Here is a 15,581-nt window from a genome sequence, read left to right on the forward strand (position 1 = left end):
GCCGTCCTTGGTGCGCGGGGGAGGGGATCAGGCCTCGTCGGTGCCCTCGGGGGCCTCGCCCTGGCCCTCGTCGCCCTCGATCTCGTCCTGCAGGCCGAGGCGCTCGACGATCCACTGCTCGAAGCCGACCGAGGCCTGGGTCCAGTTGGCGGTGGTGGTGACGAAGTAGTCCAGGTTGACGCCGGTGCCGACGATCATCTGGGCCTCGCCGATCAGGCGGACCACGCCGTCCTCGTGGGTGTGGGTGTAGACCTTCGGCCAGAGGGTCTCGCGGTTCCACTCGTCGATCAGGTCGAGGATCTCGCCCTTCTTCTCCAGCGGGTACGCGCGGTCGTAGAACGCGCGAACCGCGAAGAGCTCCTTCTGCTCGCCGCGGAACATGTAGTAGACGCGGAAGCCCTCCCAGGGAGCGGTGAGGTCGCCCTCCTCGTCCACGACGTGCTTGAGCTGCATCTGGTCCAGCAGCTGGGTGACCAGGGCCTGGTCCGGGACGACGATCGGCGGCGGGCCGGCCGGTCGTCCCTGGCCGCCGGGCTGTCCGCCCTGGGGGACGCCGAACGACGGGATGGACGACGGGTCGATGCTCATGGGGTCCTCTTCCTCGGTGCACGTGGTGGCCGGCAAGAGAGGCCGCCCTTTCCACCTTCCATCCTGCCTCATCCCGGGCGCGCCTCACAGGGGTACCCGGCCGTCCGTCGATCTTCGTACCGGGTGGTGTTCCGGGCTCCGAGCACGGCGTTCTCCGACGTGCGGACGGGCCGCCGCCCCGGGGGAGCGGCGGCCCGTGCGGCGGTCCGGGCGAGGCCTCCGACTACTTCTCCAGCGGCCCGCGAGCGCGGACGGTGAGCCGGTCGTGGTCCTCGTCGCGCTCGACGAGGACGGTGTCGCCGTCGTGCACCTGGCCGGAGAGGATCGCCCGCGCCAGCTGGTCGCCGATCGCGGACTGCACCAGCCGGCGCAGCGGGCGGGCGCCGTACGCCGGGTCGTACCCGGTGAGCGCCAGCCAGTCGCGCGCGGCGGCGGACACGTCCAGGGTGAGCCGCCGCTCGCGCAGCCGCTCGCCGAGGCGGGCCACCTGGAGGTCGACGATCCGGCTGAGCTCGGTGGTGCCCAGCGGCTCGAAGACCACGATGTCGTCCAGCCGGTTGAGGAACTCCGGCTTGAACGCGGCCCGGACGGAGTCCAGCACCAGCTGCTTCTTGCGGTCCTCCGGGGTGGCCGGGTCCACCAGGAACTGGCTGCCCAGGTTGGAGGTGAGGATCAGGATCGCGTTGCGGAAGTCCACCGTGCGGCCCTGGCCGTCGGTGAGCCGGCCGTCGTCCAGCACCTGGAGCAGCACGTCGAAGACCTCGGGGTGGGCCTTCTCCACCTCGTCCAGCAGCACGACGCTGTACGGGCGGCGGCGGACCGCCTCGGTGAGCTGGCCGCCCTCCTCGTAGCCGACGTACCCGGGCGGGGCGCCGACCAGGCGGGAGACGGAGTGCTTCTCGCCGTACTCGCTCATGTCGATGCGGACCATCGCCCGCTCGTCGTCGAAGAGGAAGTCGGCCAGGGCCTTGGCGAGTTCGGTCTTGCCGACGCCGGTGGGGCCGAGGAACAGGAAGGAGCCGGTCGGGCGGTCCGGGTCGGCGATGCCGGAGCGGGTGCGGCGCACCGCGTCCGACACGGCCTGCACGGCCTCCGCCTGGCCGATCAGGCGCTTGCCCAACTCCTCCTCCATGCGCAGGAGTTTGGCGCTCTCACCCTCCAGCAGGCGGCCGGCCGGGATGCCCGTCCAGGAGGCGACGACGTCGGCGACGTCGTCCGGGCCGACCTCCTCCTTGACCATCGAGGTCGACGTGTCCTGGTCCGCGGCGCGCTCCTGGGCGTCGGTGAGCTCCTTCTCGGCGGCCGGGATCTCGGCGTACATCAGCTTCGACGCGCGCTCGAAGTCGCCGTCGCGCTGGGCCCGTTCGAGGGCGCCCTGAAGGTCGTCCAGGCGCTCCTTGAGCTCGCCGACCCGGTTGAGGCTCTTCTTCTCCTGCTCCCAGCGCGCCGTCAGCACGCTCAACTGCTCGTTCCGGTCGGCGAGATCGCGGCGCAGCCGGGCGAGGCGGTCGACCGAGGCCGGGTCGGACTCCTTCTCCAGCGCGAGCTCCTCCATGCGCAACCGGTCGACGGAGCGCTGGAGTTCGTCGATCTCGACGGGGGAGGAGTCGATCTCCATCCGCAGCCGCGAGGCCGCCTCGTCGACCAGGTCGATCGCCTTGTCGGGCAGGAAGCGGGAGGTGATGTAGCGGTTGGACAGGGTGGCCGCGGCGACCAGGGCCGCGTCCGCGATCTGCACCTTGTGGTGCGCCTCGTAGCGGCCCTTGAGGCCGCGCAGGATGGCGATCGAGTCCTCCACGCTGGGCTCGCCGACCAGCACCTGCTGGAAGCGGCGCTCCAGCGCCGGGTCCTTCTCGATCCGCTCGCGGTACTCGTCCAGCGTGGTGGCGCCGACCATCCGCAGTTCGCCGCGGGCCAGCATCGGCTTGAGCATGTTGCCGGCGTCCATCGCGGAGTCGCCGCCGGCGCCCGCGCCGACCATGGTGTGCAGCTCGTCGATGAACGTGACGACCCGGCCGTCGCTCTGCTTGATGTCGTTGAGGACGGCCTTGAGCCGCTCCTCGAACTCGCCGCGGTACTTGGCGCCCGCGACCATCGCGCTGAGGTCCAGCGCGACCAGCCGCTTGCCGCGCAGCGACTCCGGCACGTCGCCGGCGACGATGCGCTGGGCCAGGCCCTCGACCACGGCCGTCTTGCCGACGCCGGGCTCGCCGATCAGCACCGGGTTGTTCTTGGTGCGGCGGGAGAGCACCTGGACGACCCGGCGGATCTCCTGGTCGCGGCCGATCACCGGGTCGAGCTTGCCGTCCCGGGCGGCCTGGGTGAGGTCGGTGCCGTACTTCTCCAGCGCCTTGTAGGTGCCCTCGGGGTCCGGCGAGGTGACCCGGCCGCTGCCGCGCACGTCCTTGAACGCGGCCAGCAGCGCCTTGGGCGTCGCGCCCTGGCGCACCAGCAGCTCGGCGACCGGCCCGCCCTCGGCGGCCAGGCCGACCATCAGGTGCTCGGTGGAGACGTACTGGTCGTCGAGGTCGTCGGCGCGCTTGCCGGCCTCGGTGAGCACCGCGATGGTGTCCCGGGCGAGCTGCGGGGCGGCGACCGTCGAACCGCTCGCGCTGGGGAGGGCGGCGAGCTGGCGGCGGGCCTCGGCGTCGACCCGCGCGGCGTCGGCGCCGACCGCCTCCAGCAGCGGCCCGGCGATGCCCTCGGACTGCTCCAGCAGGGCGATCAGGATGTGCACCGGCTTGACGTCCGGGTTCCCGACCGCACCGGCCTGCCGGATCGCGGCGGACAGGGCGTCCTGCGTCTTGGTGGTGAACTTGCTGGCGTCCACTGCTGGGGGATCCTCCCTCGTCGTCCTTCATTGCTGCTATCAACAGCATGCACTAAGTTGAGTCTATTCCGCTCAGGTTTGGTCTCTTCCCCGGGGCGGGGAAGCCGGCTGGTGCCCGGATCCCTGCCGGGTCAGCACCAGCAGCTCCCGGGCCGGGCCGCCCGGCCGCTGCCCGGCCGGCCACACCGCCCGCAGCGGGCGCCGCAGGTCGAGCCCCGCCGCCAGCGGCACCTCGACCAGCCGCCGGGTCGCCAGTTCCTCCGTCACCACCAGCTCGCTCAGGCACACCGGCCCGGCGCCGGTCATCGCCGCCGCCTTCAGCGCCGTCGACGAGGCCAGCTCCAGCCGGGGCCGCGCCGCGCCCCCGTACGGCGCCAGCGCCGCCTCCAGCACCTCCCGGGTGCCCGACCCCGGCTCGCGCAGCACCAGCGGTGTCCCGGCCAGCTCGGGCCCGGTCAGCGGCGTCCGGCGGCGCGACCACGGGTGGCCGGGCGCCACCACGACCACCAGCCGGTCCACGGCCACCACGGCGCCGTCCAGCCCGGACGGGGTGGACGGGCCCTCGACGAAGCCGAGGTCCGCCTCGCCGCCCAGCACCCGCCCGGCGACCTCCGCCGAGTTCGCCGTCCGCAGCGTCACGGCCGTGCCCGGACTGGCCTCGGCGAGCGCCAGCAGCCAGCCCGGCATCAGGTACTCGGCGACGGTCAGGCTGGCGACCACCGTCAGCTTGGCGTCCCGCCGCCCGCGCAGCGCGTCGATCCCGGCGTCCAGCGCCTGTGCCGCCTCCACCACGTGCCGGGCCCACTCGACCACCAGCCGGCCCGCCTCGGTCGGCCGGCTGCCCCGGGGGGAGCGCTCCAGCAGCGGGACACCGACCTGCCGCTCCATGCCCTTGATCCGGGCGCTCGCGGTCGGCTGGCTGACGCCCAGCTCGGCCGCCGCCCGGCCGACGCTGCCCAGCCGGGCCACCGCGAGCAGCAGCTCCAGGGCGCCGAGTTCGGGGACGTGCGGAGAAAGGGCCATAGGTTCAGGCTATGTCCTCATAGAGTGGCGGGCGCTACCGGCCGGGGGCGCGCGGAGGGACGGTGGTCCCATGTCCACCTTGGCCGATGTCCGCCCGCTCACCCGTCCCTCCGTCGCCCGCCCCCGGTTCGACCTCGCCCAGCTCGGCCCCAACTGGTACGCCGCCGTCATGGGCACCGCGATCCTCGGCAACGGCGCGGCCGTCCTGCCGGTCCGGCCGCCCGGGCTGGTCGCCTTCGGTGAGGTGATGTGGGCGCTCGGCCTGGCCGCCCTGCTGGTGCTCGGCGGCGCGCGGCTGGTGCACCTCACCCGGCACCGGGAGGCCGCCCGCACCCAGCTGCTGGACAACCCGGCCACCGCCGTCTTCTACGGCTGCCCGCCGATGGCCCTGCTGGCGGTCGGCCTCGGCACGCTGCTGCTCGGCTCGAAGGTGATCGGCACCGGGCCCGCCGTGGCGATCGACGCCGTGCTGTGGAGCGCCGGCACCGTTTACGCGCTCGCCGTCGCCGGCGGCATCCCCTACCTGATGATCACCCGGCACCGGCTCTCCGCCCTGGAGGCCAACCCGACCTGGCTGCTGCCCGTCGTCGCCCCGCTGGTCGCCTCGGCCACCGGCCCCGCACTCGTCCCGCACCTGCCGTCCGGCTCCTCGCAGCAGGCCATGCTGTACGGCTGCTGGGCCCTGTTCGGCATCGGGCTGCTGGCCACCCTGGTGCTGCTGCCGGTGGTGTTCACCGGGCTCTACCACAGCAAGGTGCCGACCCTCGTGCTCACTCCCGCGCTGTTCCTGGTGCTCGGGCCGCTCGGCCAGTCCGTCACCGCCGTCCACCAACTCGCCGACGCCGCCCGCCCGGTGCTCCCCGAGCTGGCGCCCGCCATGGCCGCTCTCGCCGAGCTGTACGGCGTGGCCGTGATCGGCGTCGCGATGCTCTGGCTGGCCGTCGCACTCACCGCCAACCTGCGCGCCCGGCGGGCCGGCATGCCGTTCGCGATGACCTGGTGGGCGTTCACCTTCCCCGTCGGCACCTGCGTCACCGGCGTCTCGGCGCTCGCCCGCCACACCGGGTTCGGCGGGTTCACCGGGTTGGCGGTCGGGCTGTACGCGCTGCTGGCCGTCGCCTGGGCGGCCGCCGCGAGCGGCACGGTGGCCGGCCTGGCGCGCGGACGGCTGCTGGCGCGCTGAGCGACGGCCGTCCGGGAGACGGACGAGCCGTGCCCCGGCTTCCGGTTCCGGAAGCCGGGGCTTCGGTCGTGTGCTGCGGGAACCGTCCAGGTGCAGGAATGCGCACCCGGGGCCTGACCGTCCACCGCCAATCGGGCCGGTCCCGGGCCTCCACCGGGCACCCGACTGGCCTTGGCGTTCACCGGAATCCGGCCCACCGCTCCGGCCGCGGGAACCGGCCCGCCGTGCGGATAGCTGCAATTGCGAGAACCTGCACTCGGGTGACACTTGTCCGCCGGGCGTCACGCTGTGATGGTGGAGTCACGCCAAGTCGTCCGGGCAACCGCGGCCCGATGGTGGCGACTTGCTCTTCAAAAGTGGATGCGGGACATCACGTCCCCGCACAACGGGGGGAAGAGCGCCGGCCGGGACGCCATGTGTGGTGATGGCCCCCGGAACCGGAGCCGGCGAGGCGTTGCTGCTCCGCCTCGCCGGAAGCGCCTTGGCATGGCGTGGCAAGGCGGCCCCTGGGCGTCCGGTGTGCGACGGCACCCGGGCCCAGGGGTCCGCCCGCCGCCCGGTACCGTGACCGCCGGGCCCTCGCGGCCGGAGACGACGGAAACGACGGGGACGCGGGACACGGGGGCGGGCCCGTCCGAAAGGCGTCCGGCAGGGAGAGTTCGACGTGACGGCGGAACCGGCGGTCGCACCGGACCACGGCCAGTACGCGGGTGGCTTCACCGGCGGCGAGGGCTTCGCGGCCGACGAGGGCTTCGCGGGCACCGGGGGCCTCACCGGAGCGGGCGAGCCCGACGACGCGGCCCGCCGGCTCTACCTCTCGATCCTCGCCGAAGGCGGCCGGATCCCGTTCACCGGCGTCCACGAGACCGACCACGCCGCCATCCAACAGCTCGTCGACATCGGCCTGTTGATGCCCAACGCGATGGACGCCTGCTACACCGCCGTCAGCCCGCGCTCCGTCACCGACCGCCTCGGCGCCGAACTGCGCAGCGAGGCCACCCGGCTCCTGGTCCGCGCCGAGAACCTGCCCGGCGCCCTCGACGGCCTCACCCGCGCCTACGACGCGATGCCCCGCCCGCCCGGCCGGGCCGGCGGCGCCGTCTACGTCGAGGGCCACGTCCACATCCGCCAGCGGATCTCCCAGCTCGTCTCCGACTGCCGCGCCGAGGTCCTCACCGCCCAGCCCGGCCACCGGCCCGCCGACACGCTCCAGGTCGCCCGGCTCCAGGACGTCCAACTCCTGCAGCGCGGCTGCTCGCTGCGCACGATCTACCAGCCGGTCGCGTTCGCCGACCAGTCCGCCCTCGCCTACGCCGACGAGGTCACCCGGCACGGCTCGCTCATCCGCGTCCTCGACGAGCCCTTCCAGCGGCTCATCGTCTTCGACCGCACCGTCGCCGTGATCTCCGCCAGCGAGGACAACAGCACCGCCGCCTTCATCACCGACCCCGCCGCCATCACCTTCCTGGTCGGCGCGTTCGAGCGGGACTGGGCCCGCGCCGACACCACCGAGGCCGCCGCCGCCCTCGGCCACGGCCCCGCCCGCAGCACCCCCGACCGGGTCGGCCGCCTGCTCGCCCGCGGCCTCACCCAGCGCGCCGTCGCCACCCGCCTCGGCCTCAGCGAACGCACCGTCGCCGCCCACATCTCCCGCCTGCGCGACCGCTACGGCGCCCAGACCCTCTTCCAGCTCGGCTGGCTGATGCGAGGCTCCCGCGATGACCGATGAGCGAGCTCAGCGAGCTCACGTTTCAAAGGATGCGCATGGGCGAATGCCCCTGCCGAGCGGTGGGGGTACCTCCCGGCCGCCAAGGCTGGGGGAGAGGTGGGCGGATGAGCCGACAGCCGCCGAGCGGGCGCTCTACCTCACCGCGGTCCGCCACGGCGGACACCTGCGCCCCGACGACCTCGCCCCCGCGGACCGCCCCACCCTCGCGGTCCTCGTCGCCCGCGGCCTGCTCGCCCCGACGGCCACCGGCTACACGGCCGTCGACCCGCGCTCCGTCGGCGACCGCCTCGGCACCGAACTGCGCACCCGTGCCACCCGGTTGCTCGTCCACGCCGAACGGCTCCCGGCCGCCCTCGGCCCGCTCTCCCACGCCTACGACGCCGTACCCCGGGCGGCCTCCCCCACGGGCGAGGCCGCGTACGTCGAGGGCCAGGACGCCATCCGCCTGCGGCTCTCCCGGGTCCTGTCCGAGTGCGGCGAGGAAGTGCTCACCGCCCAGCCCGGCACCCGGCAGCCGGTCACCCTCGAACTCGCGCTCCACCAGGACGTCGCGCTGCTGACCAGCGGCCGTCGGATCCGGACGCTCTACCAGCCCGTCGCCCGCCGGCAGCCCCACGTGATCGCCTACGCGAAGGAGGTGACCCGGCACGGCTCGCTGGTCCGGGTCCTGAACGAGCCGTTCCAGCGGATGCTCGTCGTCGACCGGCGGACCGCCGTCGTCTCCGTCCACCCCGGCCACGACGTCGCGGCCTTCATCACCGAGCCCGCCGCCGTCGCCGCCCTGGTCGCCGTCTTCGAACGCGACTGGGCCAGGGCCGACGTCACCGACTGGTCGAGCGCCGCCCCCGGCCGCACCGCCGACCGGGTCACCACGCTGCTGAGCAAGGGCCTCACCCAGCGCGCCGTCGCCACCCGCCTCGGCCTCAGCGAACGCACCGTCGCCGGCCACCTCGCCCGCCTGCGCGAGCGCTACGGCGCCCGGACCCTCTTCCAACTCGGCTGGCAACTGAAGGGCGACGCCGATGGGTGACCCGACCTTGTCCGAAGCCCTCCCGGACGAGTCCGCCCGCGCGCTCTACCGCGCGATCCCGCGGGACGGCGGCCGCCTGCTGGCGCAGGGGCTCACGCAGCGGGCGATCGCGGGCCGCATGGGGTCGAGCGAGCGGACCGTGGCCGGTCACCTCGCCCGGCTGCGTGAGCTGTACGACGCGGAGACGCTGTTCCAGCTGGGCCGGCAGATGCGGGGATCCCGGACGGGGGAGTCCGGTGGATGACCGCGGGTCAGCCGGTGGCGGCGCCCGACGGCCAGAAGCCGGCCCGGCCGGCCACGGGGGGCTGCTGACGGGGGACGTTGAACTGCTCGCCGGGGGCGGTCCAGAAGCCCTCGCGCAGCGACAGCGCCATGCCGGCCCAGTCGAGCGCCGTCTCCACGGTGTGGTTGAGCGCCTCCTGCGACCAGGTGTCGTCGAAGACCAGCGGCAGGACGGGGGCGACCTGCTCGATGGTGGCGATCAGCGGGTTGTGCGTGATGGCCTCGTCGACGAGGAGGACGATCGGCTTGCGCAGCGCGGAGGCCCAGCCCAGCTCCAGGCTCACCCCGGCCGACAGCGGGGCGCCGACGTAGGCGAACACCAGGTCCGCCGACTGCAGCGCCCGGAAGTCCGACGGAACCCGCGGCTCCGGCGCCCGCCCGGCGACGGTCCAGGCGTCGCTGTGGTGCGCGCTGTACACGGCGGCCCCGCTGCGGAGGAGCGTGGTGCGCAGCGTGGTCAGCCGCGTCCGGCTGGCGAGCGTCACCACGCTGTCCGCGGGCCCGGTCAGCCGCATCAGCGGTGCGGCCAGAAACACACGTGCACGCCGGCCTTCGGTGGCCTGGCTGTCGTGGTGACGCAGGTAGGGCTCGGTCATGTCGACTCCGGGGGAAGGCATTGGCACTCGGTTGCTCGCCGCCGACGCTTGGCTTGGAGATTGGAACGGGGGGAAATCGGACGGGTTTATCACTATTTCGACGCTTGTCCTGGCGCGACTGCCGAGAGGGAGGATCTTGGCAGCGTGGCGTGAGGACGTCAGTTGATCGTCCATCGAGCAGGGTCGGCAGTCCACCGATGCACGGTGGCATCCGTCTGCATGGCAGAGAGATGACACCCTCTTCCGCCTGGGCGCGACGGTGACAGTCAGATAGGGCGTGTGGCACGATCTGAGCGTTTGATTGTCTGCCGCCTGTTCATTCGACTGACAGGCCACTGAAGAGGATTGGGGTGTGCGCGTGTCTCGTCTGCGTCAGGTCGCCAAGACGGCTGCGGTAGCGATATCTGCGGGCGTCCTTACCGTGCTGGGCTTCGGACTGCTTGTCACCGGTCATGATGCCGATGGATCTGCCCATGTCAATCATGTCGGGCTTGGGGTCGATGTTAGTGCGACTTCGAATCAGGCGTCGGGTACCGCTTTGGACGGCGAGCACCAGTGGACATGACAGAATGAGACTGACGAATCGTTATGCGCTGCCGGAAGCGGCGGGGAGGCATGGCGATTCGTCGGTCTCTTGTGACGAACGCGCCAGCGCCCAACCGAGTTGGAACAGCGATTCGACGTTGTAGTCCTCCCGCATCTCGGCCAGATGGCGGGCGAGGGTGCGTTCGCTGATGCCGAGGCGGCGGGCGATGACTCTGTGGTTCGTGCCTTCGAGCAGGAGGTCGATGATGGTCTGGCGCATCCGTGACACGACCTGTTGCGGCACGGTTCGTCCACCGGTGAAGTCCAGTCCGCGGTTCCAGTTGCGCTCGAACACCTCGTGGACGAGGAAGTGGATGACGGCGGGGTCGTGGATGAAGGCCGCCAGATTGAGGTCCTCCGCGACCGGGATGACGGCCAGCTGCCGGTCCACGATGATCAGCCTGGTGTACGGCTCGTCGAGGGTGCGGAACCGCCCGCCGGCCTCGGTGATCTTCGCGACGTAGTCCCGGGTGGGGGCGTGGTACCTGGTGCTCGGATGGTAGATGGTCCGCACCGCAATACCGCGTTCGAGGTCGGCCAGGTCGTCGTCGAGCACGCGGGACAGAACGTCCGGCGGCCGCGGGCCGCCCGGCTGGGCCGCGAGTATCTCCTCTTTCGCAGTGGTCACGGCGTGGTTGATCCGTTGGCTGATCAGTGCCTTGCCGCGGACGTACTCGATAATTCCGCCGGACGGTTCCGGACGGTGAAACGCGTCCGCGAGACCCTGAAGGTCGCCGGGGACGGCTATCGCGCGGGACAGCAGCGCGAGTGCCTGGCGTTGCCAGAGGGCGCTCAGCCCGGTGGCGAGCTGTTGTGGATCGACCGCGACCAGAATCTGCGGATCATCCATGTCGGGAGTGAGGAGACCGATGTCCAACAGCTCGCTGAGGTGGCTGTAGTCGTGCTCCTCGATTTCACTGCGGGCTATCCGACCGTGCGCCCGGATTGCCGCGAGGTAGAGGTCGTGCGCTCCGGTGGAGAGAGTGCCCGGTGCACCGACACCCGGAATGGCGTCGTTCCTCCCGTTCATTCACGACTCCTTCTTGACGACCGAACCTGCCCTATGGCTGCACTCGAGCCCCATCGGTGATCCTAGATCCCGGCGCGGGATCCGGAACCGGGCATTGTTCCACCATTGCGGAGTGACGCTTCGATTGGCACCCTCTCACCACAAGTAAGCCGCCGGCACCCCCCGAACAGGAGGGAACCGGCGGCCGGGCTGGGTGTTCAGCCGAGTCAGCGCTTCGGGCGCCAGACGACCAGGGCGCTCGACTGGGGGGTCGGGGGCTGGTACGGGACGAGGTCGCGGCGGTAGGAGGCGTGGACGGCGGCTTCGCGCTGCTGGAGGGCGGCGGCGGCGCCCTCCAGGGAGTCCGCGAGTTCGGCGATGCGCGACTGGAGGGCGGTGACCTGGTTCTCCAGCTCGATGATCCGCTTGATGCCGGCCAGGTTGATGCCCTCGTCCTGCGAGAGCCGCTGGACCTCGCGCAGCTGCTGGATGTCGCGGGCCGAGTAGCGGCGGCCGCGGCCGGCGGTGCGGTCGGGGCAGACCAGGCCGAGGCGGTCGTACTGGCGCAGGGTCTGCGGGTGCAGGCCGGAGAGTTCGGCGGCCACCGAGATCACGTACACCGGGGTGTCCTCGGTGAGCACGTACTGGGGCGGGGCCGCGGCGCGCCGGGGGCGGCGGCCGTCGCCGGGCAGGCCTTCGCCGAGGCCCGGGCCGATCGGGCCGATCGGGCCGTCGGGGGTCATCGGGGTCATCGGGGACATCTGGTCGTCACGCTCCCTTCGCCGCCCGGAACAGGGCGGCTCGCGGGTCGTCGGAGGCGGTGGCCTCGCGGTACTGCTCCAGGGCGGACAGCGCGTCGCCGGTGACGTGCTGCGGCACCACGACCTCGACGGTGACGAGGAGGTCGCCGCGGGTGCCGTCCTTGCGGGTGGCGCCCTTGCCGCGGGCCCGCATGGTGAGGCCGTTGGCACTGCCCGGGGGCAGCTTGAGCTTCACGGCGGGGCCGCCGAGTGTGGGCACCTCGATGGTGCCGCCGAGCGCCGCCTCGGGGAAGGTGACCGGGACGGTCACGGTGAGGTTGTCGCCCTTGCGGCCGAAGACGGGGTGGGCGTCGACGTGCACGGTGACGTAGAGGTCGCCGGGCTGGCCGCCGCGTTCGCCCTGGGCGCCCTTGCCCTTGAGCCGGATGCGCTGGGCGTCCTGGACGCCGGCCGGGATGCGGACCTGCATGGTGCGGGCGGAGCTGGCCCGGCCGCTGCCGTGGCAGTCGGTGCAGGGGTCGTCGACGATCATGCCGCGGCCCTTGCAGTCCTTGCAGGGCTCGGAGAGCGCGAACGCGCCCTGGCCCCGGCTGACGGTGCCGGCGCCGACGCAGGTCGGGCAGACCCGCGGGGTGGTGCCGGACTTGGCGCCGGTGCCGTTGCAGACGCGGCAGGGGGCCTGGCTGGTCATCCGCAGCGGGACGGTCGCGCCGTCGACGGCCTCCTCGAAGGAGAGGGTGACCTCGGTCTCGACGTCGGCGCCGCGCCGGGGCTGGGCCTGCCGGCCGCCGCGGTTGAAGAGGCCGCCGAAGACGTCGCCGATGCCGCCGCTGCCGCCCTGGGTGCCGCTGAAGAGGTCGCCGAAGTCGAAGCTGTAGTTGCCGGTGCCGGGCCCGCCGGCGCGGAAGCCGCCGTTGGCGAAGAGGCTGCGGGCCTCGTCGTACTCCTTGCGGCGCTTCTCGTCGGACAGGACGTCGTACGCCTCGGAGATGTCCTTGAAGCGCTCCTCGGCCTTGGCGTCGCCCTTGTTGGCGTCCGGGTGGAACTCGCGCGCCAGCTTCCGGTAGGTCTTCTTGATCTCGGTGGCGGTGGCGTCCTTGGGCACGCCGAGGACCTTGTAATAGTCCTTCTCGACAAAGTCCTTGCCACTCATGGCTTGCGCCACCTCCCGATGTCCATCGTCACTGCCTTGTCAACAGCCCGCGGCACTGCGTTGTCAACAGCCCGGCCGCGCGGGCCTGTTGCCGACAGTGCGCTGCGGAGCCGATCGCCGTACTGACCGGCGTACGACTCCGCAGCGCACTGGTTCATCTGCTGGGACGGGCGTGCGCCCGTCACAGGTCGTCAGCTGTCCTTGCCACCGTCGGCCTTGTCCGACTTCTCGGACTTGGCGGTGTCGGTGTCCGGCCCGGCCGTGGTCTGGGTGCCCGGCTGGGGCTCCGCGACCGCGACCATCGCCGGGCGGATGATCCGCTCGCCGATCCGGTAGCCGGGCTGGAGGATCTGCACGCAGGTGTCCTCGGTGACGTCCGAGGAGTAGCTGTGCATCAGCGCCTCGTGCATGGTCGGGTCGAAGGGCTCGCCCTCCTTGCCGAACTGCTGGAGGCCCAGCTTGGCGACGACCGTCTCCAGGGAGTCGGCGACGGACTTGAAGCCGCCGGTGACCTCGCCGTGCTCGCGGGCGCGGCCGATGTCGTCCAGGACCGGGATCAGGGACTCCAGGATGTTGGAGACCGCGATCTCGCGGACCGTGAGCCGGTCGCGCTCGACCCGCTTGCGGTAGTTCTGGTACTCGGCCTGGAGGCGCTGGAGGTCCGCGGTGCGCTCGGTGGCCTCGCGCTTGGCGGCGGCCAGTTCGTCCGACGCGTCGCCGGAGCCGGCCGCGGCGGCCTCCTCGGCGGCCTTGATCACGGCCTCCTCGGCGGCGGAGTCGTCGCCGGGCTTGCCGCCCTGCGTCTTGTCCGTCATGCCGCGCCGCCCTTGGGCTTGTCGTGCTTCTCGTCGTCCACGATCTCGGCGTCGACGACGTCGTCGTCCTTGCCCTGGGCGGCGGAGTCCCCGGCGGCGGCACCGGCGGCGTCGGCGTTGGCGTAGAGGGCCTGGCCGAGCTTCTGCGCGGTGGTGGAGACCTTCTCCGAGGCCTCGCGGATCTTCGCGATGTCCTCGCCCTTCAGGGCCTCCTTGAGCTCGCCGATGGCGGTCTCGACCTCGGTCTTGACGTCGGCCGGGAGCTTGTCGGTGTTGTCCGCGATGAACTTCTCGGTCGAGTAGACGAGCTGCTCGGCGGAGTTGCGGGTCTCGACGGCCTCGCGGCGCTTGTGGTCGTCCTCGGCGTACTGCTCGGCCTCGCGGCGCATGCGGTCGACCTCGTCCTTCGGCAGCGAGGAGCCGCCGGTGACGGTCATCTTCTGCTCCTTGCCGGTGCCGAGGTCCTTGGCGGCGACGTGCATGATGCCGTTGGCGTCGATGTCGAAGGTGACCTCGATCTGCGGCAGGCCGCGCGGCGCCGGCGGGAGGCCGGTCAGCTCGAACATGCCGAGCTTCTTGTTGTACGCGGCGATCTCGCGCTCGCCCTGGTAGACCTGGATCTGCACGGACGGCTGGTTGTCCTCGGCCGTGGTGAAGATCTCGGAGCGCTTGGTCGGGATCGTGGTGTTGCGCTCGATCAGCTTGGTCATGATGCCGCCCTTGGTCTCGATGCCGAGGGACAGCGGGGTGACGTCGAGCAGCAGGACGTCCTTGACCTCGCCCTTGAGGACACCGGCCTGGAGCGAGGCGCCGATGGCGACGACCTCGTCCGGGTTGACGCCCTTGTTGGCGTCCTTGCCGCCGGTCAGCTCCTTGACGAGCTCGGCGACGGCCGGCATGCGGGTCGAGCCGCCGACGAGGACGACGTGGTCGATCTCGGCGAGCGAGATGCCGGCGTCCTTGATCACGTTGTGGAACGGGATCTTGCAGCGCTCCAGCAGGTCGGAGGTCAGCTGCTGGAACTGGGCGCGGGTGAGCTTCTCGTCCAGGTGCAGCGGGCCCTCGGCGGAGGCCGTGATGTAGGGCAGGTTGATCGAGGTCTCGGAGGACGAGGACAGCTCGATCTTGGCCTTCTCGGCGGCCTCGCGCAGACGCTGCAGGGCCATCTTGTCCTTGGACAGGTCGACCCCGTGGCCGGACTGGAAGACCTTGACCAGGTGGTCGACGACCTTCTGGTCCCAGTCGTCGCCACCGAGGTGGTTGTCACCGTTGGTGGCCTTCACCTCGACGACCCCGTCGCCGATCTCCAGCAGGGAGACGTCGAAGGTGCCGCCGCCGAGGTCGAAGACCAGGATGGTCTGGTCGTCCTTGTCCAGGCCGTAGGCCAGGGCGGCCGCGGTCGGCTCGTTGACGATGCGCAGGACGTTGAGGCCCGCGATCTCACCGGCCTCCTTGGTGGCCTGGCGCTCGGAGTCCGAGAAGTACGCCGGGACGGTGATGACCGCGTCGGTGACGGTCTCGCCCAGGTAGGCCTCCGCGTCCCGCTTCAGCTTCTGCAGGATGAAGGCGCTGATCTGCTGGGGGTTGAAGTCCTTGCCGTCCAGGTTGATCTTCCACCCGGTGCCCATGTGGCGCTTGACCGAGCGGATGGTGCGGTCGACGTTGGTGACCGCCTGGCGCTTGGCCACCTCGCCGACCAGGACCTCGCCGTTCTTCGCGAAAGCGACGACGGACGGCGTGGTCCGCGCGCCCTCGGCGTTCGTGATGACGGTGGGCTCGCCACCCTCCAGAACGCTGACGACCGAGTTCGTCGTACCGAGGTCGATGCCGACCGCGCGTGCCATCGTAGATACCTCCACGGAAGAGTTGAGCTTTACGGGCTCAAGGATGCATGACCCGCCGGGCGGCGTCAACAGCTATGAGTCAGCAGCACTCAACTTTGCTGATGCCGGTCCTCTCGGTGGGCCGCCGCGGGGCCCGCGGTGTCCCCGGTCGGA

Annotated in this window: 13 protein-coding genes; 4 read left to right on the forward strand and 9 right to left on the reverse strand. The window is 71.8% G+C overall.

Annotated features, from left to right (window positions below; all coding sequences use genetic code 11):
* Positions 1-27 precede the first annotated feature (27 nt).
* The 3 genes from ACFVSN_RS16030 to ACFVSN_RS16040 form a co-directional block, all read right to left on the reverse strand.
* A complete protein-coding gene (locus ACFVSN_RS16030; RefSeq protein WP_380446453.1) occupies positions 28-588 on the reverse strand; it encodes a YbjN domain-containing protein in 561 nt (186 codons plus the stop codon).
* Positions 589-811: 223 nt separating this feature from the next.
* On the reverse strand, positions 812-3,418 hold the full coding sequence (gene clpB / locus ACFVSN_RS16035) for an ATP-dependent chaperone ClpB (protein WP_380446454.1): 2,607 nt from the start codon (positions 3,416-3,418) through the stop codon (positions 812-814).
* Positions 3,419-3,490: 72 nt separating this feature from the next.
* Positions 3,491-4,441, reverse strand: coding sequence for a LysR family transcriptional regulator (locus ACFVSN_RS16040; protein WP_387955493.1), 951 nt, complete (start codon positions 4,439-4,441; stop codon positions 3,491-3,493).
* A 70-nt stretch (positions 4,442-4,511) separates the two neighbouring features.
* Here ACFVSN_RS16040 and ACFVSN_RS16045 point away from each other — a divergent pair, with 70 nt between their 5' ends.
* The 4 genes from ACFVSN_RS16045 to ACFVSN_RS16060 all read left to right on the forward strand — a co-directional run bounded on the left by ACFVSN_RS16045 (position 4,512) and on the right by ACFVSN_RS16060 (position 8,627).
* A complete protein-coding gene (locus tag ACFVSN_RS16045) occupies positions 4,512-5,624 on the forward strand; it encodes a TDT family transporter (protein WP_380446456.1) in 1,113 nt (370 codons plus the stop codon).
* Between the two features lie 664 nt (positions 5,625-6,288).
* Complete coding sequence (locus tag ACFVSN_RS16050; RefSeq protein WP_387601562.1) at positions 6,289-7,353, forward strand: LuxR C-terminal-related transcriptional regulator; 1,065 nt, start codon at positions 6,289-6,291, stop codon at positions 7,351-7,353.
* 43 nt (positions 7,354-7,396) lie between these two features.
* Positions 7,397-8,383 (forward strand): LuxR family transcriptional regulator, encoded by a 987-nt coding sequence (locus ACFVSN_RS16055; RefSeq protein ID WP_387955495.1) that lies wholly within the window; start codon positions 7,397-7,399, stop codon positions 8,381-8,383.
* A gap of 7 nt (positions 8,384-8,390) precedes the next feature.
* Positions 8,391-8,627, forward strand: coding sequence for a hypothetical protein (locus ACFVSN_RS16060; RefSeq protein ID WP_387955497.1), 237 nt, complete (start codon positions 8,391-8,393; stop codon positions 8,625-8,627).
* Between the two features lie 7 nt (positions 8,628-8,634).
* On the opposite strand, the gene ACFVSN_RS16065 is transcribed toward ACFVSN_RS16060, so the two are convergent.
* From ACFVSN_RS16065 to dnaK, 6 genes are all read right to left on the reverse strand, one after another.
* Positions 8,635-9,261 (reverse strand): hypothetical protein, encoded by a 627-nt coding sequence (locus ACFVSN_RS16065; RefSeq protein ID WP_380446460.1) that lies wholly within the window; start codon positions 9,259-9,261, stop codon positions 8,635-8,637.
* Positions 9,262-9,847: 586 nt separating this feature from the next.
* Positions 9,848-10,876: a helix-turn-helix domain-containing protein gene (locus ACFVSN_RS16070; RefSeq protein ID WP_380446461.1), complete on the reverse strand. Its 1,029-nt coding sequence runs from the start codon at positions 10,874-10,876 to the stop codon at positions 9,848-9,850.
* 206 nt (positions 10,877-11,082) lie between these two features.
* Positions 11,083-11,598 carry a heat shock protein transcriptional repressor HspR gene (locus ACFVSN_RS16075; RefSeq protein ID WP_380497968.1) on the reverse strand — a complete coding sequence of 172 codons (516 nt, stop codon included), beginning with the start codon at positions 11,596-11,598 and terminating at the stop codon, positions 11,083-11,085.
* A gap of 25 nt (positions 11,599-11,623) precedes the next feature.
* On the reverse strand, positions 11,624-12,769 hold the full coding sequence (gene dnaJ, locus ACFVSN_RS16080) for a molecular chaperone DnaJ (RefSeq protein ID WP_380446463.1): 1,146 nt from the start codon (positions 12,767-12,769) through the stop codon (positions 11,624-11,626).
* Between the two features lie 191 nt (positions 12,770-12,960).
* Positions 12,961-13,584 carry a nucleotide exchange factor GrpE gene (gene grpE / locus ACFVSN_RS16085; RefSeq protein ID WP_380446464.1) on the reverse strand — a complete coding sequence of 208 codons (624 nt, stop codon included), beginning with the start codon at positions 13,582-13,584 and terminating at the stop codon, positions 12,961-12,963.
* Positions 13,581-15,428: a molecular chaperone DnaK gene (dnaK, locus tag ACFVSN_RS16090; RefSeq protein ID WP_380446465.1), complete on the reverse strand. Its 1,848-nt coding sequence runs from the start codon at positions 15,426-15,428 to the stop codon at positions 13,581-13,583. The genes grpE and dnaK overlap by 4 nt, the downstream gene beginning before the upstream one ends.
* Between the last annotated feature and the right edge of the window lie 153 nt (positions 15,429-15,581).

The organism is Kitasatospora sp. NPDC057904 (assembly GCF_042887925.1).
Taxonomy (GTDB): Bacteria; Actinomycetota; Actinomycetes; order Streptomycetales; family Streptomycetaceae; genus Kitasatospora.